At 72.2% G+C, this 23,158-nt stretch carries 15 protein-coding genes; 4 read left to right on the top strand and 11 right to left on the bottom strand.

Annotated elements, in window-relative coordinates; all coding sequences use genetic code 11:
• Position 1: 1 nt before the first annotated feature.
• Positions 2-445, bottom strand: coding sequence for a 30S ribosomal protein S16 (gene rpsP, locus ACIP8Z_RS31590; protein WP_030325634.1), 444 nt, complete (start codon positions 443-445; stop codon positions 2-4).
• Positions 446-600: 155 nt separating this feature from the next.
• Positions 601-1,194: a hypothetical protein gene (locus tag ACIP8Z_RS31595; protein WP_024755886.1), complete on the bottom strand. Its 594-nt coding sequence runs from the start codon at positions 1,192-1,194 to the stop codon at positions 601-603.
• A 361-nt stretch (positions 1,195-1,555) separates the two neighbouring features.
• Here ACIP8Z_RS31595 and ACIP8Z_RS31600 point away from each other — a divergent pair, with 361 nt between their 5' ends.
• The gene (locus ACIP8Z_RS31600; protein WP_402089568.1) at positions 1,556-2,281 is read left to right on the top strand and encodes a class I SAM-dependent methyltransferase; all 726 of its coding nucleotides are present in this window, start codon (positions 1,556-1,558) and stop codon (positions 2,279-2,281) included.
• Positions 2,282-2,497: 216 nt separating this feature from the next.
• Here ACIP8Z_RS31600 and ftsH read toward each other — a convergent pair whose 3' ends face one another.
• The 6 genes from ftsH to ACIP8Z_RS31630 all read right to left on the bottom strand — a co-directional run bounded on the left by ftsH (position 2,498) and on the right by ACIP8Z_RS31630 (position 12,492).
• Complete coding sequence (gene ftsH / locus ACIP8Z_RS31605) at positions 2,498-4,423, bottom strand: ATP-dependent zinc metalloprotease FtsH (protein ID WP_402089570.1); 1,926 nt, start codon at positions 4,421-4,423, stop codon at positions 2,498-2,500.
• A 253-nt stretch (positions 4,424-4,676) separates the two neighbouring features.
• Positions 4,677-6,230: a signal recognition particle protein gene (gene ffh, locus ACIP8Z_RS31610; protein WP_402089572.1), complete on the bottom strand. Its 1,554-nt coding sequence runs from the start codon at positions 6,228-6,230 to the stop codon at positions 4,677-4,679.
• A gap of 118 nt (positions 6,231-6,348) precedes the next feature.
• Positions 6,349-8,817, bottom strand: coding sequence for a [protein-PII] uridylyltransferase (locus tag ACIP8Z_RS31615; protein ID WP_402089574.1), 2,469 nt, complete (start codon positions 8,815-8,817; stop codon positions 6,349-6,351).
• 42 nt (positions 8,818-8,859) lie between these two features.
• A complete protein-coding gene (locus tag ACIP8Z_RS31620; RefSeq protein WP_015036464.1) occupies positions 8,860-9,198 on the bottom strand; it encodes a P-II family nitrogen regulator in 339 nt (112 codons plus the stop codon).
• Positions 9,195-10,541, bottom strand: coding sequence for an ammonium transporter (locus tag ACIP8Z_RS31625; RefSeq protein WP_402089576.1), 1,347 nt, complete (start codon positions 10,539-10,541; stop codon positions 9,195-9,197). The genes ACIP8Z_RS31620 and ACIP8Z_RS31625 overlap by 4 nt, the downstream gene beginning before the upstream one ends.
• A 415-nt stretch (positions 10,542-10,956) precedes the next feature.
• Complete coding sequence (locus ACIP8Z_RS31630; protein ID WP_402089578.1) at positions 10,957-12,492, bottom strand: hypothetical protein; 1,536 nt, start codon at positions 12,490-12,492, stop codon at positions 10,957-10,959.
• Positions 12,493-12,885: 393 nt separating this feature from the next.
• Between ACIP8Z_RS31630 and ACIP8Z_RS31635 the strand changes: the two genes are divergently transcribed.
• Positions 12,886-13,539: a bifunctional DNA primase/polymerase gene (locus ACIP8Z_RS31635; protein ID WP_402089580.1), complete on the top strand. Its 654-nt coding sequence runs from the start codon at positions 12,886-12,888 to the stop codon at positions 13,537-13,539.
• A 63-nt stretch (positions 13,540-13,602) separates the two neighbouring features.
• Here ACIP8Z_RS31635 and ftsY read toward each other — a convergent pair whose 3' ends face one another.
• A complete protein-coding gene (gene ftsY, locus ACIP8Z_RS31640; protein WP_402089582.1) occupies positions 13,603-14,826 on the bottom strand; it encodes a signal recognition particle-docking protein FtsY in 1,224 nt (407 codons plus the stop codon).
• Between the two features lie 273 nt (positions 14,827-15,099).
• Here ftsY and ACIP8Z_RS31645 point away from each other — a divergent pair, with 273 nt between their 5' ends.
• Both ACIP8Z_RS31645 and ACIP8Z_RS31650 read left to right on the top strand, forming a co-directional pair.
• Complete coding sequence (locus ACIP8Z_RS31645) at positions 15,100-16,566, top strand: cytosine permease (RefSeq protein WP_402089584.1); 1,467 nt, start codon at positions 15,100-15,102, stop codon at positions 16,564-16,566.
• A gap of 58 nt (positions 16,567-16,624) precedes the next feature.
• A complete protein-coding gene (locus tag ACIP8Z_RS31650) occupies positions 16,625-17,596 on the top strand; it encodes an LLM class flavin-dependent oxidoreductase (protein WP_402089586.1) in 972 nt (323 codons plus the stop codon).
• Positions 17,597-17,765: 169 nt separating this feature from the next.
• On the opposite strand, the gene ACIP8Z_RS31655 is transcribed toward ACIP8Z_RS31650, so the two are convergent.
• Both ACIP8Z_RS31655 and smc read right to left on the bottom strand, forming a co-directional pair.
• On the bottom strand, positions 17,766-19,199 hold the full coding sequence (locus ACIP8Z_RS31655) for a sugar porter family MFS transporter (RefSeq protein ID WP_402089588.1): 1,434 nt from the start codon (positions 19,197-19,199) through the stop codon (positions 17,766-17,768).
• A 194-nt stretch (positions 19,200-19,393) separates the two neighbouring features.
• Positions 19,394-22,996 carry a chromosome segregation protein SMC gene (gene smc / locus ACIP8Z_RS31660; protein ID WP_402089590.1) on the bottom strand — a complete coding sequence of 1,201 codons (3,603 nt, stop codon included), beginning with the start codon at positions 22,994-22,996 and terminating at the stop codon, positions 19,394-19,396.
• Positions 22,997-23,158: the final 162 nt, after the last annotated feature.

A 23,158-nucleotide genomic window follows, 5' to 3' on the forward strand; every position in this document is an offset into this window, starting at 1 on the left:
ATCAGGCCTCGGTCGACTCGGTGGACGCGGCCTCGGCCTCGTCAGCCTTCTTGTCGGCCTTCTTGGCCTTCGGGGTGATGGCCTCACCCTTGTCGTCGCCGCCCTCGAGGGCCTTCGCGAACTCGTCGAACGAAGCGCGCTTGGCCTCCTTCGTCGCGGGGACGAGCAGAGCCTTCTCGGGGGCCGGGAGGCCCTTGTGCTTCTGCCAGTCGCCCGTGAGCTTCAGGATGGCGAGAACCGGCTCGGTCGGCTGGGCGCCGACGGACAGCCAGTACTGCGCACGCTCGGAGTCGACCTCGATACGCGACGGGTTGTACGTCGGGTGGTAGAGGCCGATCTCCTCGATCGCGCGACCGTCGCGGCGGGTGCGCGAGTCGGCGACGACGATGCGGTAGTGCGGCTGGCGGATCTTACCGAGGCGCTTGAGCTTGATCTTGACTGCCACTGGAGTGGTGTCTCCTGGTCTTGACGTGGTTGGGCACTTTGAGATGCCACGTGGGGTTGCGGTACTCGGATGCCCGATGGACGCGTCAGCCGGAGGAGAGAGGGGTCCTGTGCGACTGTCGAGTACAGCTAGCCATTGTGCCACACACCGCGAGGTCAGCTCGCGGCGCCCACCGTCTCCGGGATGCGGAAGGGCTTGCCGCAGCCGCCGCAGACGATCGGGGCCTGGGCGAGCACCGAGGGCACCACGCGCACGTTGCGTCCGCAGTCGCACACGGCCTTGACGCGGACGCCGCCGCCCGAGGAGCCGTGCCGGGCGGCCGGTCCGCGGAAGGAGCGCTTGGTGTCGGCCGCCGTGGCGACGGTGTGGGCCTTGAGGGCGCGCTGGAGCCGCTCGATGGTGGGGCGGTAGCGCCGCCTCGCCTCGGGGTTGAGCGTGACCAGCGAGAAGCCGCTGCTGGCGTGCGGCTCCTCGGGGTGGTCGAGGCCCATCTCCTCGGCGATCGCCAGGAATCTGCGGTTGTGATAGCGGCCGGCGCGGGAGGTGTCGCGGACACCCCGGGCGGCTGCGATGCCGTGGACTGCCTCGTGGAGCAGTCGTTCGAAGGAGAGTTCGGCGCCGCAGGCGGACGAGGACTCTCCGATCAGGGACTCGGGCGCGGCAAGATCGGGCAGCTCGGGGTGGTGCCGCTGAATGTCGGCCCACGCCTGTGCCAGCTCTGCGGCGAGAACAGGTGGTGTCGTGCTCACGTCGCGTACAACGAGCCGAAGTGCCCCCGGGTTCCATTCCGGGGCATCCCAAATATTTTGCACGTACCCGTCAGTTGCCGTTGATGTGTCGTGACGAGGGCCAGTGCGCCGATCTGCGGAGGAGCCACGCAGGGGGCGTCAAGCTGGTGCGTAGTGGCGCATACGCCCCGGCGTGTAGCCGCGGTGCGCGCGCCCCTCGGGGAACGGGCTCCCGGGCGGGCCGCGAAGCGTGGCAGGGACATTACCGGGTCGCCTCTCTTCCGGACGAATCGGTGCGGTGCGAGCACTGGACGCGGCACGGGATGCGCAGTTCCCTGGCTACGGGGGGTCGTCGTCCGAGCACGGATTGGGGCACTTTTCCATGACACCTACGCTCGTCCCGCACCACCCCGCGCGTGACTGGGCCGAGATCCAGGAACGGATGCTCGTCCCGCTCTACGAGGCGGTGTACGACCGCCTCGGCGTGGGCGCCGGGACCCGGGTCCTGGGCCTCCGCTGCGGCTCCGGCCTGGCGCTTCTCATGGCGGCGGCGCGGGGCGCCCGGGTGGCCGGCGTGGACCGGGACCACGCGCGCGTGGAGCTGGCGAGGGAACGGCTCCCCGAGGGCGTGACCGTCACGGAGGAGCCCCCCGAGGGCGACACGTACGACGTGATCACGGCCTTCCACACGACGGACGCGCTCCTGCCGGAGCTGGCGGCGCTCACCCGTACGGCCCAACCGGGCGCGACGGTCGTGCTCGCCGGCTGGGGGCCGCCGGAGCGGTGTTCCACGGAGGCGGTGCTGCGGGTCGCGGCCCGGCTCGCGGACCGCAGGCCGGGCCTCCGCACGGATCTGGAGGGGCTGGTGGCCGGGGCGGGGCTGCGGCCGGCCGGTTCGGGGCGGGTGGCCTGTCCTTTCGGGTACGCCGACGAGGGCAGCGCGGTGCGCGGGCTGCTGTCGACGGGTGCGTTCGACGAGGCGGTGCGGGCGACGGAGCTCTCCCAGGTCGAGAAGGAGATCGAGGAGGCGCTCGCCCCGCACGTGCGCGCGGACGGCACGGTGTGGATGCCGAACGTCTTCCGGTACGTCGTCGCCCGGGTGCCGTAGGGGGGTGTGACCCCCGTGCCGGTGGCCTGCGCTCTCGTGACCCGTACGCCGGCGCCCCGGACCCTCGTGACCCGTACGCCGGCGCCCCGGACCCTCGTGACCCGTACGCCGGTGCCCGTACGCCGGCGCCCCGGACCCTCGTGACCCGTACGCCGGTGCCCGTACGCCGGTGCCCCGGACCCTCGTGGCCCGTACTCCGGTGGCCGTGACGCCGGCTCAGTCCTCCCGTGCCGCGCGCGTGATGCCCGCCGCGCGGTAGGCGTCGGCCTCTTCCAGGGTCTCGTTCTCCAGGAGCGCGGCGGCCAGCGCGTCCAGCTTGTCGCGGTGCTCGTGGAGCTGCCGTACGGCGCTCTCGTAGCACTCGTCGACGATGCGGCGCATCTCCGCGTCGACGGTGTCGAGGGTCGCGGGGGCCGCCGAGAGTCCGTACGCCTGCTGGGCGTCGCCGGGGATGGCGGTGAGGCGGCCGACGAGCTCGCTCATGCCCCAGCGTCCCGCCATGCCCCGGGCGATGTTGGTGACCTGCTCCAGGTCGCTCTCGGCGCCGGTGGTGACGACGCCGAAGACGACCTGTTCGGCGGCCATGCCGCCGAGGGCGCCGATGATCCGGCCGCGCAGATACTCCTCGGTGTAGGCGTACCGTTCGGCGTCGGGGGTGGAGAGGGTGACGCCGAGGGCGCGGCCCCGGGGCACGATGGTGATCTTGCGGACCGGGTCGGCGCCGGGCTGGAGCATGCCGAGGAGGGCGTGGCCGCTCTCGTGGTACGCGGTCCGGCGCCGCTCCTCCGCGGGCATCACGAGCGGCCGTTCCGCGCCGAGCTGGACCTTCTCCAGGGCGTCGGAGAGGTCCGACTGGGTGACGGCCTTCTGTTCGCGCTTCACGGCGAGGAGGGCCGCCTCGTTGGCGAGGTTGGCGAGCTCCGCACCGGTCATGCCGGGGGTGGTGCGGGCGACGTGCTCCAGGTCGACGTCCTTGGCGAGCGGGATCTCCCGGGTGTGGATCCTGAGGATGGCCTCGCGGCCGCCCCGGTCGGGCGGGTTGACGTGCACGATCCGGTCGAAGCGGCCGGGGCGGGTGAGGGCGGGGTCGAGGACGTCGGCGCGGTTGGTGGCGGCGAGGACGATGACGCCCTCGGAGCCGGTGAAGCCGTCCATCTCGGTGAGGATCTGGTTGAGGGTCTGCTCGCGCTCGTCGTGGCCACCCATCCCGGAGCCGCCGCCGCGGGCCCGGCCGATGGTGTCGATCTCGTCGATGAAGATGATCGCGGGGGCGACCTTGCGGGCCTCGGCGAACAGCTCGCGGACCCGGGAGGCGCCGACGCCCACGATCATCTCGATGAACTCGGACGCGGAGGCGGAGAAGAACGGCACCCCGGCCTCGCCCGCCACGGCGCGGGCGAGCAGGGTCTTGCCGGTGCCGGGCGGGCCGGCGAGGAGCACACCGCGCGGCATCTTGGCGCCCATCTCGCGGTAGGCCTGCGGGTTCTTGAGGAAGTCGACGACGTCGTTGAGCTCGCCCTCGACCTCGTCGATGCCGGCGACGTCGGCGAAGGTGGTGCGCTTGGCCCCGGCCTCCAGTTCGACGGGTCTGGGCGGGGCCTTGCGGCCCAGCATGCCGCCCGCGCCCCCCATGCCGGAGCTCATCCGGCGGGCGATGAAGATCCACAGCACGACGAGCAGCAGCATCGGCGCGAGCGAGATGAGCAGGTTCGCGAGGAAGCTGCGCTCCTGGACGACCGGCTCCGCGGTGACGGTGACGCCCTTCGAGGTCAGCTCGCCCCAGAGGTTGTCGTCGGCGAACGCGGGCCGCTGGGTGACGAACTTGCTGTAGTCGCCCTTGTCGCCGTTGGGCAGGGGCTGCTTGTTCTTCAGCTCCCCCTGGATGGCGTCGCCCTTGGAGTAGATCTTGGTGACGTTCCCGGAGGTCACCTGCTTGCTGAACTCGGTGTACGAGATCGTCGGCTCGTCGCCCCGGTTGAAGAACGACAGCACGAGGTTGGCGATCAGATAGACGACCAGGGCGGTGAGGATGAGCCCTCCCCAGCCGCCGGGCATCTTCTTCCTCGCGGGCGGTGGCGGCGGTGCCCCCTCCGAGCGCCAGGGCTGGTCGGTCCGGTCGCGCGGGGGTACAGGGTTGGCCACGTGGCTCTCCTCGGGGCGGCTGTGGCCCCAGTATCGAAGAGCGGGACGAACGCGGCATCGCGGACGGTCCGGAGGGATGAAAAGGGGCCCGGGGCGGTTTCGCACCGCCCCGGGCCCCTCACGCCGTCCTCGGGCGCGCGGCCCGGTCAGGTCATCGGCTCACCGGGCACGCGGCCCGGTGAAGCCGTCAGCTCGCCGGGCGCGGGGCCCGGTCGGGCCGTCAGCTCGCCGGGCGCGGGGCCCGGTCGGCTCGTCAGCTCATGAACTTCTTGAACTCGTCCGGCAGCTCGAAGTCCTTCGGGGTCTGCCCCGGCGCCGGCAGACCGAAGGCCCCGCCCTGCTGCGCCTGGTCGCGCTTCTCGGCGGCGGCCTGCTCCTCGGCCTTCCGCTTCATCGGGTTGCCGCTCTTGCGCTTGCCCTTGGCCTGCTTGACCTGCTTCTTCTGCCGGCCGGGGCCGCCTCCCATGCCGGGGATGCCCGGCATGCCGGGGAGGCCGCCGCCCTGGGCCATGCGGGACATCATCTTGCGGGCCTCGAAGAACCGCTCGACGAGGCCCTTGACCGCGCTGACCTCGACGCCGGAGCCCTTGGCGATACGGGCGCGGCGCGAGCCGTTGATGATGGTCGGGTCGTGGCGCTCGCCCGGCGTCATCGACTTGATGATGGCGGCCGTGCGGTCGACATCCTTCTCGTCGATGTTGGCGATCTGCTCCTTCATCTGGCCCATGCCCGGGAGCATGCCGAGGAGCTTGGAGATGGAGCCCATCTTGCGGACCTGCTCCATCTGCGCCAGGAAGTCGTCGAGCGTGAACTCCTGGCCCTTCTTCGACGCGAGCTTCGAGGCCATCTTGGCGGCCTCTTCCTCGTCGAAGGTCTGCTGCGCCTTCTCGATGAGGGAGAGCATGTCGCCCATGCCGAGGATGCGGGACGCCATGCGGTCCGGGTGGAACGCGTCGAACTCGTCCAGCTTCTCGCCGTTGGAGGCGAACATGATCTGCTTGCCGGTGACGTGCGCGATGGAGAGCGCGGCACCACCGCGGGCGTCGCCGTCGAGCTTCGAGAGCACGACGCCGTCGAAGCCGACGCCGTCGCGGAACGCCTCGGCGGTGTTGACCGCGTCCTGACCGATCATGGCGTCGACGACGAAGAGGACCTCGTCGGGGCTGACGGCGTCGCGGATGTCCGCGGCCTGCTGCATCAGCTCCTGGTCGATGCCGAGGCGGCCGGCGGTGTCGACGATGACGACGTCGTACATCTTGGTCCGCGCGAACTCGATCGAGTCCTTCGCGACCTGGACCGGGTCACCGACGCCGTTGCCCGGCTGCGGGCCGTAGAAGGCCACGCCCGCGCGCTCGGCGACGACACCGAGCTGGGTGACGGCGTTGGGGCGCTGGAGGTCGCAGGCGACGAGCAGCGGGGAGTGGCCCTGGCCCTTGAGCCAGAGGCCGAGCTTTCCGGCGAGGGTGGTCTTACCGGCACCCTGGAGACCGGCGAGCATGATCACGGTGGGCGCGGTCTTGGCGAACCGCAGGCGCCGGGTCTCGCCGCCGAGGATGCCGATGAGCTCCTCGTTGACGATCTTGATGACCTGCTGGGCCGGGTTCAGGGCCTGCGAGACCTCGATGCCGAGGGCGCGCTCCTTGACCTGCTTGATGAAGGACCGGACGACCGGCAGGGCGACATCCGCTTCGAGCAGCGCGATACGGATTTCGCGTGCGGTGGCGTCGATGTCCGCCTCGGACAGACGGCCCTTGCCGCGGAGGTTCTTGAAGGTCGCTGCAAGGCGGTCGGAGAGGGTATCGAACACGGCGGTCGCGGATCCTCGGTGTCGGGGGCGGTCGGACTGCCCTCCAGGGTATCGGGCCGCTCGAAGTGTGTGTCCCCGCCCGCCGGATCCGGCGGGCGGGGGCGGTGCGGACCGGGGTTCAGCGGAGCGCCGACTCCAGCGTCCGCGCCAGGTCGATCGCCTCCTCGTCGGGCAGCAGGGAGCCGTCGGGGCGGGTCACGTACAGGGTGTCGACGGCGTTGGCGCCGAGCGTCGACACGTGCGCGCTCCGTACCCGTACCGCCGCGCCCTCCAGGGCCCGGCCGATGCGGTGGAGCAGGCCGGGCGCGTCCTGGGCGCGGACCTCGATGACGGTGGCGAGGCGGGAGTCCGCGGCGGCGACGGTGACGCGGGGCGGCGGGGCGGTGAGGCCGCGCCTGCGGGGGTAGGCGGCCTCGCGCTCGGCCAGGCGGGCGGGGATGTCGAGGGAGCCGTCGAGGGCGCGGACGAGGTCGGCGCGGAGCCGGGCGGCCTCGGGCAGGGAGCCGTATTCGGCGGCGACCCGCCAGTCGAGGACGAGCACGGGTCCCGATCCGGCGCCGAGGACGGGTGGGAGCTCGACGGCGCGGAGGTCGGCGGCGCGGACGGTGAGCCGGTGCAGGGCGAGGACGCCGGCGACGGCGGGCAGGACCCCGGGCTGGTCGGGCAGGGCGATGACGAGTTCGACGCCGACCGGTTCGGGTTCCTCCGGTTCCGCGGCGACCGGTTCGGTGTGGAGGGCGAGGACGGGTTCGCCGGTGCGCAGGGCCTCGATGGCGAGCCGTTCCTGTTCGGCGCTGGGCGCGGCGGCCTCGGGGTCCGGCGGGGTCTCCCCCGCCAGGACGCCGGCGACCCGTTTGACCAGGTCGGCGACGAGCGAGGCGCGCCAGGCGGACCAGGCGGCGGGTCCGGTGGCGAGGGCGTCGGCCTCGGTGAGGGCGTGCAGGAGCTCCAGGGTGCCGACGGTGCCGACGGCGGTGGCGACGGCGCGGACGGTGGCGGGGTCGTCGAGGTCGCGGCGGGTGGCGGTCTCGACGAGGAGCAGGTGGTGGCGGACGGCGGTGGCGAGGGTGACGACGTCGGCGCGGTCGAAGCCGATACGGGTGGCGAGGTCGCGGGCGATGGTCTCGCCGGCGACGGAGTGGTCGCCGGGCCAGCCCTTGCCGATGTCGTGGAGGAGGGCGGCGACGAGGAGGAGGTCGGGGCGGCCGACGCGGCGGGTGAGCGAGGAGGCGCGGACGGCGGTCTCGACGAGGTGGCGGTCGACGGTCCAGGTGTGGACGGGGTTGCGCTGGGGGCGGCAGCGGACGCGTTCCCAGTCGGGCAGGAGCCGGGTGATGATCCCCTCGGCTTCGAGGGCCTCCCAGACGGGGACGGTGGCCTCGCCGGCGCCGAGCAGGGTGACGAGTTCCTCGCGGGCCTCGGCGGGCCAGGGCACGGGCAGCGGGGTGGCGGTGGCGGCGAGGCGGCGTACCGCGTGCAGGGAGATCGGCAGGGCGGACTGGGCGGCCGCGGCGGCGGCCCGGAGGGGCAGGACGGGGTCGCGTTCGGGCCTGGCGGTGCGGGCGAGGACGACCTCGCCGTCCATCTCGACGACGCCTTCGGCGAGCGGGGTGCGCTCGACGGGCGGTTTCCCGGTGGCGGTCCGGCCCGCGCCGCCGCGGCCGCCGAGGAGGGCGCGGAGGCGGGGCCGGGCGGAGCGGGCCTTGAGGACGCGGTTGACCTCGCGCCAGGTGACGTCGGTGGCGTACGAGATGGTCCGGGCGGCCTCGTACACCTCGCGGAGCAGGGTGTCGGCGTCGAGGAGGCCGAGTTCGGCGGCGACGGCGTCCTGTTCCTGGAGGGCGAGCCGGTCGGTGGCGCGGCCGGTGGTGAGGTGGAGGGCGTCGCGGGCGTCGAGGAGGCGGCGGCGGGCGCCGTCGAGGCCTTCGCGGGGGGCGTCGGCGAGCCAGGAGGCGGCGACGGCACGGAGGGCCTGGGCGTCCCGGAGGCCGCCCCTGGCCTCCTTGAGGTCGGGTTCGAGGAGGAACTGCAGCTCGCCCATGCGTGCGGCGCGTTCGCGGCAGAGCGCGTCGAGCTCGGGGAGGCGTTTCGGGGCCTGGTTGCGCCAGTCGGCGAGGACGGTGGTGCGCAGGGCGGCGACGAGTCCGTGGTCGCCGGCGAGGGGCCGGGCGTCGAGGAGGCCGAGGTGGACCTTGAGGTCGTCGGCGGCGGTGGCGCGGGCCTCGGCGGCGGTGCGGACGGAGTGGTCGAGGGCGAGCCCGAGGTCCCAGACGGGGTACCAGAGGCGGTCCGCGAGGGCGGCGATCGCGGCCTTGTCGGCGCTGCCGTCGTGGAGCAGGAGGAGGTCGAGGTCGCTGCGCGGGGAGAGTTCGGCGCGCCCGTAGCCGCCGACGGCGACGAGGGCGACCCCGCGGGGTGGTGCGGCGGCCGCGAAGAGGGCGGCCAGCCAGTCGTCGGTGAGCCGGGCGAGCGCGGCACGGCGCGACGGCCCGGACCGCTCCTTCTCGTGGAGAAGGAGCAGCCGGGCCGCCGCGTAACCGCCGGGTCCCGAATCTTCGGTCTCTTCGCTGACTTCGAGGCTCGTCACCCGGCGGCTCCTTCGTTGCTCACGGTGCGTCCGGACCGCTGTCTACAGGGCGTCCGGGCCGCGTTCGCCGGTGCGGACGCGTACGGCGGTCTCGACCGGCACGCTCCACACCTTGCCGTCTCCGATCTTGCCGGTTCGGGCGGCCTTCACGACGACGTCGATGAGCTGTTCGGCGTCCTCGTCCTCGACGAGGACCTCGATGCGGATCTTGGGGACCAGGTCGACCGTGTACTCGGCGCCCCGGTAGACCTCGGTGTGGCCGCGCTGGCGGCCGTAGCCGCTGGCCTCGGTGACGGTGAGGCCGTGGACGCCGAACGCCTGGAGGGCCTCCTTGATCTCGTCGAGCCGGTGCGGCTTCACGACCGCGGTGATGAGCTTCATGCGTCCACCTTCTTGTTCTCCGTGACGGCCGGGGCGAGGGCGGCGGTGGAGCGCGAGGACGCGCCGCCGCCGGCTCCGCTGAAGTCGTACGCGGTCTCGGCGTGCTCGACCTGGTCGATGCCGGAGACCTCGTCGTCCTCGCTGACCCGCATGCCCATCGTCTTGTCGATGAGGAGCGCGAGGATCGCGGAGGCGATCAGAGAGTAGGCGAGGACGGCGACGACGCCGACGGCCTGCTTGCCGAGCTGATCCAGGCCGCCGCCGTAGAAGAGGCCCTTGGCGTCGGACTGGACGCCGCCGGTGGCGAAGAGGCCGACGAGGAGGGAGCCGAGGACACCGCCGACGAGGTGGACGCCGATGACGTCGAGGGAGTCGTCGTAGCCGAACTTGTACTTGAGGCCGACGGCCATGGCGCAGAGGAGACCGGCGATGACGCCGATGGCGATCGCGCCGAGCGGGCTGACGGCGCCGCCGGACGGGGTGATGGCGACGAGGCCGGCGACCGCGCCGGAGGCGGCGCCCAGGGTGGTGAAGGAGCCGTGGCGGATCTTCTCGTACGCGAGCCAGGCGAGCATGGCGGCGGCGGTGGCGACCTGGGTGTTGACGAACATCACCGCGCCGACGCCGTCGTCGTTGCCGAGCCAGGAGCCGGCGTTGAAGCCGAACCAGCCGAACCAGAGGAGACCGGCGCCCAGCATGACCAGCGGGAGGCTGTGCGGGCGCATCGGGTCCTTCTTGAAGCCGACGCGCTTGCCGATGACGAGGATGACGCCGAGGGCCGCGGCGCCGGCGTTGATGTGGACCGCCGTGCCGCCGGCGAAGTCGATGACGCCCATCTCGAAGAGCCAGCCGCCGGCGCCCCAGACCCAGTGGGCGACGGGGAAGTAGACGACGGTGACCCAGAGGGTGATGAAGAGGGCCCAGGCGGTGAACTTGACGCGGTCGGCGAGGGCGCCGCTGATCAGGGCGGGGGTGAGGATGGCGAACATCAGCTGGAAGACGGCGAAGACGTACACCGGGATGGTGTAGCCGTCCCAGAGCTCGGTGACGCCGATGCCGCTGAGGCCGACGTAGTCGGAGGACCAGCCGATGATCGAGCCCGAGTCGGTGCCGAAGGCGAGGCTGAAGCCGAAGAGCACCCACAGGATCGTGACGATCCCGAGGCTGATGAAGCTCATCATCAGCATGTTGAGGGTGGATTTGACGCGGACCATGCCTCCGTAGAAGAAGGCGAGTGCCGGGGTCATCAGCATGACCAGGGCGGAGCAGATGAGCATGAACCCGGTGTTGGCGGCGGACAGCTCGGGGGCGTCTGCTGCCAGGGTCGTGATGGCTGGTGCCATCGGCGTCTCCTCGTCGTCGAATGCGGCCTGTGCGGGGGCGGGGCCGGCGGGCGGCTGCGGCCGTGAGGGGTGGCCGGTTATGGGCCAGAGATTCGCGCAGGGCGGTTTCCGCCGATGCCGCTCGATGTTTCGCAGCGGTGACGAAGGGGTGGGGCGTGTTACGCGACCGTGAACGGCCGGGTCACGGCCAAGTAACGCCCCGCTCCTGTGAAGCCTCACCCGTGGCTACGGCAACCATCGACGGGCGAGCCACGACGGCGAGCAGCCACGTCCGCGAGAGCGGCGCCGGTTCAGGCGCAAAAAGAGGACCGGCCGCGCCTGGCGTCCGTGTGACCTTGCGGCGGGGGAGCCGAGTCGGGCAGTACGGGACGTCCGGCGCGGCCGGAGTACGGGTGGCGCCGGGGCGCCGGGTGGGTCAGACCGCCTCGGCGGCCTCGGGGAGCAGCTGGGTGAGCCGGTCGGTGAGGTGGACGACCTCGGCGACGTCGCTGTAGTTGCGGGCGGCGTGGTCGACGGTCTTGCGAAGTCGGGTGTTGACCCGCTCGGAGCGGATGCTGCGGGCGACTCCGAGGGCCTTCTCGGCGAGGACGACGGACTGCTCGGGCTCGCGCTTGAGGAGGTGGACGGTGGCCATGCCGATGAGGTTCAGCGCGTACGACCGCTGGTGGTCGGGGTCCTTCTCGAAGAGTTCGACGGCCCGCTCCATGACGGGTTCGGCGAGCGAGGCGTACGTCGGGGAGCGTCCCGCGACGTAGGCGAGGTCGCGGTAGGAGTGGGAGTTCTCGCCGTTGAGTTCGGCCTCGGAGAAGAAGCCGATCCAGTCGGGCTCGGGCTCGCCGTCGAGGCCGACGTCGGCGAAGGTGTCCTCGGCCATCCGGACGGCCCGCTTGCACTTGGAGGGCTGCCCCATGTTGGCGTAGGCGCGGGCCTCCATCGCATACAGCATGGCCTGGGTGCGCGCGGTGGCGCAGTCCCGACTGCCGTACTGGGCGAGATGGATGAGTTCGAGGGCGTCGTCGGGCCGGCCGAGGTGGATCATCTGGCGGCTCATCGAGGACAGGATGTACGAGCCGAGGGGCTTGTCGCCGGCTTCCTTGGCGGCGTGCAGGGCGAGCACGAAGTACTTCTGGGCGGTGGGCTGGAGGCCCACGTCGTAGCTCATCCAGCCGGCGAGTTCGGCGAGTTCGGCGGCACAGGTGAAGAGGCGCTTGGCGGTGGCGGCCGGCTGGGGCTCCTGGAGGAGGTCGGTGACCTCGTGGAGCTGGCCGACGACGGCCTTGCGGCGCAGTCCCCCGCCGCACTGGGCGTCCCACTTGCGGAACATGGCGGTGGTGGATTCGAGGAGGTCGAGCTCGATCTCGGAGAGCCGGTTGGGGCGGCGGGCGTCGGCGAGCGGGTCGGGGCGCTCGAGGTCGCCCGCGGGGGTGGGGACGAGCCAGCGCTGCATCGGTTCGATGAGGGCGGGTCCCGCGGCGAGCGACAGGGAGGAGCCCAGGAAGCCGCGGCGGGCGAGCATGAGGTCGCTGCGGGAGAACTCGCCGAGCAGGGCGACCGTCTGCGGTCCGGCCCAGGGCAGGTCGACGCCGGAGACGGAGGGCGACTGGTGGGCGGTGCGCAGGCCGAGGTCCTCGATGGCGACGACGGAGCCGAAGCGCTCGGAGAACAGCTCGGAGAGGATCCGCGGGATGGGCTCGCGCGGCTGCTCGCCGTCGAGCCAGCGACGGACGCGCGAGGTGTCGGTGGAGATGTGGTGCGCGCCCATCTGGCGCGCCCGGCGGTTCACCTGGCGCGCGAGTTCGCCCTTCGACCAGCCGCTGCGCACGAACCACGAGCCCAGCTGCTCGTTCGGGCGCTTGCCGGCGGTCGCGCCGTCCGCGGGCTTGCCGGCAGTCGTACCGTCTGCGCCGTTGCCGCCCACTGGAACGCCCCCATCCACCTGATTGCCTGCCATGTGAACCCCTACCAGAATGCCGCGTCTCGCGGCACCCGTCCGGCGTTCGTACTCCTTCGAACTGGAAACCGGGTTGCCTCCGGCATACCCGCGTGCGCAAGCGACCCCGGGCTTCGAGTACCGAAAGTAATCCTACGATCACCCCTCCACGAGGGCGATTCAAGAAACGCCACCATTCGCCACCCCTTCGAATGAACTCGCCGCCCGTGGAACGCGATTCACTTGACATGCGACGAACCGGCAGTCGGCGGACGGATGCGCGGAGAGGCGCGCGCACCGGCCCGCACCACCCCGCACACGACCGCGCGCCACCCTCGGCGACGGATCGTGACGAAGGGTGACGACGGTGCTCCGGGTCGTAACCACCGGCGCGCTCGACCCGTTGGAGGGGACATGGGTTTCACGATCGGCGGCATTCGTGAGATGCGGTCCGGCGCACGCCGCCGCGTTCGCACCACGGAGTGCACAGCGGTGGCCGAGTACACAGGACTGTGGGGCTGGGACGTGGTGCCCGGGGCGCGGGCCGTCTCCGGCCAGTGCTCCTGCGGGGATCCGGCGTGCACGGCCCCGGGCGCGCACCCCCTCTCCTTCGCGGAACCGGTCCCGGCGGGCGCCGGCCTCGACGACGCGACCAAGGCGTGGTCGGAGTACCCCGGCGCGGCGCTGCTGCTCCCGGTGGGCCGGGCCTTCGACGTGATCGAGGTCGCCGAGGCCGCGGGCCGCCGGGCGCTGGTCCGGCTCGAGCGCATGGGGCTGCCGCTGGGCCCGGTCTGCGCGACGCCCACCGGCCGGGCGCGGTTCTTCGTGGCGCCCGGAGCGGCGGCGGAGCTTCCGCAGCTGCTCTACCGGATGGGCTGGGACGACGCCGATCTGGATCTGCACTGTCTGGGGCCCGGCGCCCATGTCACCGCTCCCCCGTCGGACCTGGGCGGGCTCGGTCCGGTGCGCTGGCTGCGGCCCCCGACGCTGGACACGGCGGGCGCGCCGCCGCAGGCGCGACTGCTGCTCGGCACGCTCGCGTACATCTGCCACCGCACGCACTTCTGAGCCCCGGTACGCGGAAGGGCCCTCGCCGGACGGCGAGGGCCCTTCCGCGTGTCGTTCGAGGCGTCAGTCGCCGATCAGGGCGTCGACGAAGGCGCCCGGCTCGAAGGGCGCCAGGTCGTCCGGGCCCTCGCCCAGGCCGATCAGCTTGACCGGGACGCCCAGCTCGCGCTGGACGGCCACGACGATGCCGCCCTTGGCGGTGCCGTCGAGCTTGGTGAGCACGATGCCGGTGATGTCGACCACCTCGGCGAAGACACGGGCCTGGATCAGACCGTTCTGGCCGGTGGTGGCGTCGAGGACGAGCAGGATCTCGTCGAGCGGGCCGTGCTTCTCGACGACGCGCTTGACCTTGCCGAGCTCGTCCATGAGGCCGGTCTTGGTGTGGAGCCGGCCGGCGGTGTCGATGAGGACGACGTCGGCGCCCTCCGCGATGCCCTCCTTGACCGCGTCGAAGGCGATCGACGCCGGGTCGCCGCCCTCCGGGCCGCGGACGGTCCGGGCGCCGACGCGCTCGCCCCAGGTCTGGAGCTGGTCGGCGGCGGCGGCGCGGAAGGTGTCGGCCGCGCCGAGGACGACGGACTTGCCGTCGGCGACGAGGACACGGGCCAGCTTGCCGGTGGTCGTGGTCTTGCCGGTGCCGTTGACGCCGACGACCATGACCACGCCCGGCACGTCCGAGGGGCTCTCGGTGTGCACCGTGCGGTCGAGGTCGGGGCCGAGCAGGGTGACGAGCTCCTCGCGGAGCAGCGCGCGCAGCTCCTCCGGGGTGCGGGTGCCGAGCACCCGGACCCGCTCGCGCAGCCGCTCGACGAGCTCCTGGGTGGGAGCGACGCCGACATCGGCCGTGAGAAGGGTCTCCTCGATCTCCTCCCAGGTGTCCTCGTCGAGGTGCTCGCGGGACAGGAGCGTGAGCAGCCCCTTGCCGAGCGAGTTCTGCGAGCGGGCGAGCCGGGCACGGAGCCGTACGAGACGGCCGGCGGTGGGCTCCGGGATCTCGATCTCGGGCGCCGCGGGCGGGGCGACGACGGGGTCCTCGACGGCGGCCGGGGTCTCGACGGCCTCCTCGGCGGGGAGTTCGACCTCCTCGACCGTGCGGCGTGGTTCCTCCCGCGGCGTCTCCGCCTCCTCGCCGACATGCGGTTCGGCGGGCGGAGCGGTGATGGTCGGCGTGGTGGACGGCGGCTCGGCCGGCGGCAGCTGCTTCTTCTTGCGACCGCTGATCACGAGCCCGCTCGTCACGGCGACCGCGACGACCAGAGCGATGACTACAGCAAGGATGAGTTCCATAACCCGACCAGTATGGCGTGACCTCGCCCGCGTCCCCTCGTTCTCGCGGCGAGGGCGTGCCCCTCCGGGCCGGGCCGGTCCGCCGTTCGGCCGCACGCCGGCGGAAAGCCCCTCGGCGGCGGGGTCACCGCCCGCCCGGGATGGGTGGGGTGGGGGTGCGCGAGGCGCTCCTGGAGGGGGCGGCAGCCCCTTCTGCGGTCTGACGCACCCTTTGCTCGTTAGGGCGCGAATGTACGATGTTCGGACCCCCACACCTTCGTACGGAGTACCCCCATGCCCCACGACGCCTCCGAAGCCGCAGGCGCGACGCACGACGGCGCGATGGAGACCCGCGGTCTCGAGCCCGTCCCCGACGCCGAGCGGACCGGCCGGGTCCGCGAACTGTTCCCGACCTGGGTCGCGGCCAACATCAGTGTGCTGCTGCTCACGATGGGCGCCGGCCTGATCGTCTTCAACGGCCTGAACTTCTGGCAGGTCCTGGCCGTGGCGGTCGCCGCGCCGGTCCTCTCGTACGGGATCGTCGGCCTGATCTCGATCGCCGGCAAGCGGGGCGGCGCACCGGGGATGGCGCTGTCGCGCGCGGTGTTCGGTCAGCGCGGAAACCTTTTTCCCGGCGCGCTGATCTGGGTGGCCCGGTGGGGCTGGGAGACCATCAACGCGGTCACCGGCGCCTACGCGGTACTGACCGTGCTCGACCTGCTCTTCGGCGTGAGGTCGAACACGTTCCTCATCGTCGTGACGCTGCTCCTCTTCGTCACCTGCACCTTCCTCGTCTCGGGGCTCGGGATCAACGCGCTGCGGGTGTGCAGCAAGTGGTCCACTTACCTCTTCGGCGCCTTCTCCGTGCTCGTCCTGGCCTATCTGGTGGCGAACACCGACTGGTCGGCGGTCTTCGACAAGCCGGCCGGTTCGACGGCGATGATGATCGCGGGCATCGGCACGATCGCGGCCGGCGGCATCAGCTGGGTCCCCTCGGGTCCCGACTTCACCCGCTACCTGCCCCGTACGGCCTCGTCGAAGGCGATGGTCGGCTCCACGGTCGGCGGCGCCGGGATCGTCGTCCTGCCGATGGTCCTGATGGGCGCGGTCATGGCGGTGTCGACGCCGGACCTGGCCTCGGCGCAGGACCCGGTGTCCTTCATCGGCGAGCTGCTGCCGATGTGGATCTCGGTGCCGTACCTGGTGATCGCCCTGATCGGGATGCTGCTGATCAACTCGATGTCGATGTACTCGGCCGGGTTCACCGCGCAGACGCTGGGCATCAAGGTCTCGCGTGCCGCGGCGGTCAGCGTCAACGCGCTGATCAGCCTGATCTTCGGTTTCCTGCTCATGGTGGTGGCGACCAGCTTCATCGGCTCGTTCATCTCCTTCCTGACCCTGCTCGCGGTGGCGTTCTCGGCCTGGATCGGCGTCTTCGGCGTGGACATGCTGCGGCGCCGGTCGTACGACGCGGCGGCGCTCATGGACACGACCCGGACCAGCGCGTACTGGTACCGGGGCGGTTTCGCCTGGCAGGCGATGACGGCCTGGGCGGTCGCGCTGCTCGTGGGGCTCCTCTTCACCAAGGTCGACTGGTTCTCCGGTCCGCTCGCCTCCTCCTGGATCGGCGAGAACGGCCTCGGCTGGGCGGCGACGATCCTGGTGGCGGGCGCGCTGTACGCCGTACTGCCGCGTACGCCGGCCCAGGAGCCGGTCGAGCCCGCGGAGTCCGTCGAGGACCGCGAGACCGTTTCCATCTGACGCCACGTCAGATAACGTCCCCCTTCGCCGGTATCCCACCAGCGGAGGGGGACTTCCCATGCCGTTCAGCGTCGTACGGTTCAACCTCGTCGATCCCCGCGCGACCCCCGAGTCCCTCTCCGCCCGCTACCGGGCCGCCGTCGAGATGGCCGCGTACGCCGACGCGCACGGGGTCGACACCGTGCAGACCGAGGAGCACCACGGGGTCGACGACAACTGGCTGCCGTCCCCCTTCGCCTTCGCCGGGGCGGTCTTCGGCGCGACGAGGAGGATCGCGGTCACGGTCTCCGCGATCATCGGGCCGCTGCACGACCCGCTGCGGCTCGCCGAGGACATCGCCGTACTCGACCTGCTGAGCGGCGGACGCCTGGTGACGGTGGCGGGGATCGGCTACCGCCCGGAGGAGTACGAGGAGCGGGGGGTCGACTGGGGGCGGCGCGGGAAGCTCCAGGACCTGCTCCTGGAGACCCTGCTCACGGCGTGGAGCGGGGAGCCGTTCACGTATCAGGGCCGTACGGTACGGGTCACCCCGCGGCCCTTCACCCGGCCGCATCCGATGCTTCTGGTCGGGGGCTCGTCGCGGGCGGCGGCGCGGCGGGCGGCCCGGCTCGGGCTGCCGTTCTTCCCGAGCGCGCACCTGCCGGAGCTGGAGGCGTACTACCGGGAGCGGTGCGCGGAGTACGGCACTGAGGGCTGGACGATGATGCCGGCCGAGGTGACGCCGCTGCTGCACATGTCGGAGGACCCGGACCGGACCTGGGCGGAGTACGGGGAGCACTTCCTGCACGAGGCGCGGACGTACGCCTCCTGGCAGTCGAAGGACATCCGCTCGGCGGTGCGGTCGGCGGCGACGACGGTGGCGGAGCTGCGCGCGGAGGGGGTCTACCGGGTCGTCACCCCGGAGGAGTGCCTGGCGCTCGGTCTGGAGAGCCTGGTGCTGCATCCGCTGTGCGGCGGGATGCCGGTGGAGGAGGGATGGCGGAGCGTGCGGCTGTTCTGCGACGCCGTCCTGCCCCGGCTCACGGTCTGAGGGCGGTGGGTGCGGGTCCGGGCGCGCGGGCCACGGCCTGCGGCACCGGCTCGCGGTCCGGGGGCCACGGCCTGCGGCACCGGCGCGGGGCCACGGCGTACTGCCCCGGTCCGAGACGTGGAGCCTCGGACCGGGGCAGTTCCGTGGGTGAGGAGAGGGGCAGCGGGGGTTAGCCCATCTCCTCCAACGCCTTGCCCTTCGTCTCCTTGACGTACCTGAGCACGAAGGGGATCGAGAGCACGGCGAAGACCGTGTAGATGATGTAGGTGCCGGAGAGGTTCCAGTCCGCGAGGGACGGGAAGCTGGCCGTGATGGCCCAGTTGGCGATCCACTGGGCGGAGGCGGCCACACCGAGCGCGGCGGCGCGGATCCGGTTGGGGAACATCTCGCCGAGGAAGACCCAGACCACCACGCCCCACGAGAGGGCGAAGAAGAGCACGAAGACGTGGGCGGCGACGAGCGCCACGACGCCCTGCGTCTCGGGCAGTTTGCCGTCGACGAGGTCGGCGGAGAAGGCCCAGGCCTCGAAGGCGAGGGCGATCGCCATGCCGACGGAACCGACGAGGGCGAGCGGCTTGCGGCCGACGCGGTCGACCAGGACCATCGCGACCACGGTGCCGATGATGTTGATGATCGACGTGGTGAACGAGTAGAAGAACGAGCTCGACGGGTCGATGCCGACGGACTGCCAGAGGGTCGCGGAGTAGTAGAACGCGACGTTGATGCCGACGAGCTGCTGGAAGACCGAGAGTCCGATGCCGACCCAGACGATGGGCAGCAGCTTGAAGCGGGAGCCGACGGTGAACAGGTCCTTGAAGGTGGACTTGTGCTCGCTGCGCATGGCCGCGTCGATCTCGGCGACACGGTGGTCGAGGTCGACGCCGTGCCCCTCGACCTCGGCGAGGACCTCCTTGGCCCGGGCGGTCTTCCCGACGGAGATGAGGAAGCGCGGGGACTCGGGGATCGCGAAGGACAGCATGCCGTAGAGGAGGGCGGGGACGACCATGACGCCGAGCATCCACTGCCAGGCTTCCAGGCCGCCGATCTCGCCTCGCTGGTCGCCGTCGGCGAGCTGGAGGATGCCGTAGTTGACCAGCTGGGAGATGGCGATGCCGATGACGATCGCGGCCTGCTGGAAGGAGCCGAGGCGGCCGCGGTAGGCGGCGGGGGCGACCTCGGCGATGTACGCGGGGCCGATGACCGAGGCCATGCCGATGGCGAAGCCGCCGATCACGCGCCAGAAGGCCAGGTCCCAGAGGGCGAAGGGCAGGGCCGAGCCCACCGCGCTGACGGCGAAGAGCGTCGCGGAGATCTGCATGCAGCGGATGCGGCCGATGCGGTCGGCGATCCGGCCGGCGGTGGCGGCGCCGATGGCACAGCCGATCAGGGCGATGGCGATGACCTGGGCGAGGGTGCCGGAGCCGATGTCGTAGCGGTCGCGGATCGCCTCGACGGCGCCGTTGATGACGGCGCTGTCGTATCCGAAGAGGAAACCGCCCATCGCGGCGGAGGCCGTGATGAAGATGACGTGGCCGAGGTGGTCCGGGTGGGCGGCTCGGCCTTCGGAAGGCGGCGGCGTGGGCGCCTGCGCGGTGTTGGTCACATGGACTCCTCGGTGGGGGGCAAGCCCTTCCAGTGGCGCACAACATCACGCCGCCCACCACGTGAAGGTAAAAGCAACGTTGCAGAGACTATGCCTTCAAGTTTCTAAGTCAATAGGCGATGTCATGTGACTTAATCAGCACTATCAGATGGCTTGAGTTCAACACTTGAAGAGATGGTGAAGGTGTGTCGCGCTCAGCGCAGTCGCTGGCTGATCACCTTCGAGACGCCGTCGCCCTGCATGGACACGCCGTACAGCGCGTCCGCGACCTCCATGGTCCGCTTCTGGTGGGTGATCACGATCAGCTGCGAGGACTCCTGGAGCTCCTGCATGATCCGGATCAGCCGCTGGAGGTTGGTGTCGTCGAGCGCCGCCTCGACCTCGTCCATCACATAGAACGGGCTGGGCCGGGCCTTGAAGATCGAGACCAGCAGCGCCACGGCCGTCAGCGAGCGCTCGCCGCCGGAGAGCAGCGAGAGCCGCTTGACCTTCTTGCCGGGCGGGCGGGCCTCCACCTCGACGCCGGTGGTGAGCATGTTGTCGGGGTCGGTGAGGACGAGCCGGCCCTCGCCGCCCGGGAAGAGCCGAGAGAAGACGCCCTCGAACTCACGGGCCGTGTCCCGGTAGGCCTCGGTGAAGACCTGCTCGACGCGCAGGTCCACCTCCTTCACGACCTGAAGCAGGTCGGCCCGGGTCTTCCTCAGGTCCTCCAGCTGCTCGGAGAGGAAGCGGTGCCGCTCCTCCAGGGCCGCGAACTCCTCGAGGGCCAGCGGGTTGACCTTGCCGAGCTGGTGGTAGGCCCGTTCGGCGGCCTTGAGCCGCTTCTCCTGCTCCGAACGGATGAAGGGGCGCGGCTCGTCGGCCTCCGGGGAGTCCGTGGCCTTGGAGTCCACGCCCTCCGGGGAGTCCGCCGACTCCGCTCCCCCGACCGTCGGCGACGGCGGCACGGGCTGGTCCGGGCCGTACTCGGCGACCAGCGCGGTCGCCTCCACGCCGAACTCCTCCAGGGCCTTCGACTCCAGCTGCTCGATCCGCAGGCGCTTCTCCGCGCCGAGGACCTCGCCCCGGTGCACGGAGTCGGTCAGCTTGTCGAGTTCGGCCTTGAGGTCGCGGCCCCGGGTCCGGGCGGCCGTCAGGCCCTCCTCCCGGTCGGCCCGCGCCGCCTGCGCCACCACCCGCTCCCGCTCGGCGCGGACGAGCGACACCTCGATGTGGGCCAGGAGGCTCCGGGCGCCGGCGGCGACGGCGCCCGCGACCCGCTCCTCGTGGCGGAGCCGGGCGCGGCGCTGCTCGGCGCGCGCGCGTGCCTCCCGTTCGGCACGGGCGGCCCGGTCGAGCGAGTCGGCCCGCCCGGCGAGCCCCTTGACCCGCTCCTCATGGGTACGGACCTGGAGGCGGGCCTCCATCTCGGTCTGGCGCGCGTTGGATCCGTCGATGGCGAGCCGGTCGCGGGTGGCGGTGTCGGGTTCCTCGTCCCCGCCCTCCCCGAAGGCCGCGGCCTCCTGGGCCACGAGGAGTCGTTCGGCGAGTTCCTCCGCCTCGGCGGTCGCCTTCTCCAGGGCCTCCTGGGCGCGGGCGGCGGCGGCCGCCGTCCGCTCGGCCTCCCCGGCCGCTCCCCTGGCCTGGCCGGCGAGCCGGCCGAGCTGCTGGGCGACGGCGGACTTCTCGCGTTCGGCGGTACGGCGAAGGGCGTCGAGGTCTTCGACGAGCGCGGCGGCGGTACGGCGCCGCTCGTCGGCCCGGCTCTTGACTGCCGCCAACTCCTCGCAGCGTACGGCGAGTTCGTCGAGCTCGGCGGCGGCCTCGTCGACCGAGGCCTGGACTTCGAGGAGGCTGGGCGCTCCTGCGGAGCCGCCCTGGGCGAAGTGTGCTCCGAGCAGGTCGCCTTCGAGGGTGACGGCGGTGGACGCGGGCCGGGTCCTGACGAGTTCGGCGGCCTGGTCCAGGTCGTCGACGACGACGACCCCGGCGAGCAGCCGGCGGACGGCTCCCATGAGTTCGTCGGGTCCCCGGACGAAGTCGGCGGCGTTCGGGTGCCCCCCGGTCGCGGGGGCCCCGGTCTCTCCCGAGCGGTCGGGTTCGGGGGCGCCGGTCAGGAGCAGGGACGCCCGGCCGGCGTCCTGCTTGCGCAGCAGGCGGAGGGCTTCGGCGGCGGCGGTGGGGCCGGTGGCGGCGACCGCGTCGGCCGCGGCGCCGAGGGCGGCGGCGACGGGGATCTCGTATCCGGGGGTGACGGCGAGGAGTTCGGCGGCGGGGCCGAGGAGTCCGCTGAGTCCGGCGGTCAGCAGGGCGCCCGTGCCGTCCTTGCGGCGCAGTCCGAGGGCGAGGGTCTCGTGCCGGGCCTGGGTCGCGGCGCGGCGGCGTTCGGCGGTGGCGGCGGCCTCGCGGGCGGCGCCGAGCGCGGCCTCCGCGTCGGCCAGCTCGCGGCGGGCGGCCTCGTAGCGCTCGCCGTGCTCGGTGTCCGCGGCGTCGAGGCCGTCGACCTCGGCCTTGAGCTGCTCGTACTCCTCCTGGGCGGTGACCGCTCGCTCCCCCGCCTCGTCGCGGGCGGCGGCGAGCCGGTCGATCTCGGCCTGGGCGGAGGCGGCGCGCGAGCGGGCGGCGTTGACCTGGCCGTGGAGGCGGGCGAGGCCCTCGCGCCGGTCGGCGAGGGCGCGGGCCAGGTCCTTGAGGCGGCGCTCCTCGGACGCGAGGGCCTGTTCGAGCTCGGCGCGGTGGGTGACGGTGTCCTCCAGGGCGCGCTCGGCCGCCTCCAGGGCGGCTTCCAGCTCGGCCTCCTGCTCGCGGACGCGGGCGGCCTCGCGCTCCAGGTCCTCCGGGTCGCGGCCGCGGCGTTCCTCGGCGGGTGCGGCGGTGGCGCTCTTCACGCGCGCGTCGGCCAGGGAGACCGTGCCGCGGACGCGTTCGGCGAGCTGGGAGAGGGCGTACCAGTTCTGCTGGGCGCGTTCGAGACGGGGCACGAGCGCGCGTGCCTCGGCCTCGAGGGTGGCCTCGCGGGCGAGCGCGGTCCGCAGTTCGGCCTCGGTGGCCTCCTTGCGGGCGAGCAGGGCCGCCTCGTCGGCGACCTCCGCGGTGAGGGCCCGCTGGAGCTGGACGAGGTCGTCGGCGAGGAGGCGGAGCCGGGCGTCGCGCAGGTCGGCCTGGATGACGACGGCGCGGCGGGCGACGGCGGCCTGCCGGCCGAGGGGCTTGAGCTGGCGGCGCAGTTCGTCGGTGAGGTCCTGCACGCGCGCGAGATTGGCCTGCATCGCGTCGAGCTTCCGCAGCGCCTTCTCCTTGCGCTTGCGGTGCTTGAGGACCCCGGCGGCCTCCTCGATGAAGGCACGGCGGCCCATCGGGTCGGCGTGCAGCACGGAGTCGAGCTGTCCCTGGCCGACGATGACGTGCATCTCGCGTCCGATGCCGGAGTCGGAGAGCAGGTCCTGGAAGTCGAGCAGCCGGCAGGTGTCGCCGTTGATCTGGTACTCGCTGCTGCCGCCGCGGAACATGATGCGGGTGAGCGTGACCTCGGCGTAGTCGATGGGCAGCGCGCCGTCGGAGTTGTCGATGGTGAGGGACACCTCGGCACGGCCGAGCGGGGGGCGCCCGGTCGTGCCGGCGAAGATGACGTCCTCCATCTTGCCGCCGCGCAGCGACTTGGCGCCCTGCTCGCCCATGACCCAGGACAGGGCGTCCACGACATTGGACTTGCCCGATCCGTTGGGGCCCACGACACAGGTGATTCCCGGTTCGAACCGCAGCGTGGTGGCCGAGGCGAACGACTTGAATCCGCGGAGGGTCAGGGCCTTGAGGTGCACGCCCGGGACTCTACCGGGGCTCGCGCGTTTCACCCGCGAAGGTGTAGGGCAGATCCTCGGGTGAGGAGGGGTGGGACGGGAGGGGAACGGCGGGTGAAAGAAAGAAGGGACGCCGAAGCGCCCCTTGCATGTCTGCTCTGCCGGCGTGAGTGTTCCAGTTGG

Origin of the sequence: Streptomyces sp. NPDC088553 (genome assembly GCF_044752965.1) — a bacterium.
In the GTDB taxonomy this organism is placed as follows: domain Bacteria; phylum Actinomycetota; class Actinomycetes; order Streptomycetales; family Streptomycetaceae; genus Streptomyces.

What these genes read in the sequence shown, in the direction of transcription:
- ACIP8Z_RS31650 (WP_402089586.1), top strand. Translation starts at nt 16,625, where the DNA reads ATGCCGTTCAGCGTCGTACGGTTCAACCTCGTCGATCCCCGCGCGACC.
- ACIP8Z_RS31600 (WP_402089568.1), top strand. Translation starts at nt 1,556, where the DNA reads ATGACACCTACGCTCGTCCCGCACCACCCCGCGCGTGACTGGGCCGAG.
- ACIP8Z_RS31630 (WP_402089578.1), bottom strand. Translation starts at nt 12,492, where the DNA reads ATGGCAGGCAATCAGGTGGATGGGGGCGTTCCAGTGGGCGGCAACGGC.
- ACIP8Z_RS31620 (WP_015036464.1), bottom strand. Translation starts at nt 9,198, where the DNA reads ATGAAGCTCATCACCGCGGTCGTGAAGCCGCACCGGCTCGACGAGATC.
- ACIP8Z_RS31625 (WP_402089576.1), bottom strand. Translation starts at nt 10,541, where the DNA reads ATGGCACCAGCCATCACGACCCTGGCAGCAGACGCCCCCGAGCTGTCC.
- ACIP8Z_RS31645 (WP_402089584.1), top strand. Translation starts at nt 15,100, where the DNA reads ATGCCCCACGACGCCTCCGAAGCCGCAGGCGCGACGCACGACGGCGCG.
- ACIP8Z_RS31635 (WP_402089580.1), top strand. Translation starts at nt 12,886, where the DNA reads ATGGGTTTCACGATCGGCGGCATTCGTGAGATGCGGTCCGGCGCACGC.
- ftsY (WP_402089582.1), bottom strand. Translation starts at nt 14,826, where the DNA reads ATGGAACTCATCCTTGCTGTAGTCATCGCTCTGGTCGTCGCGGTCGCC.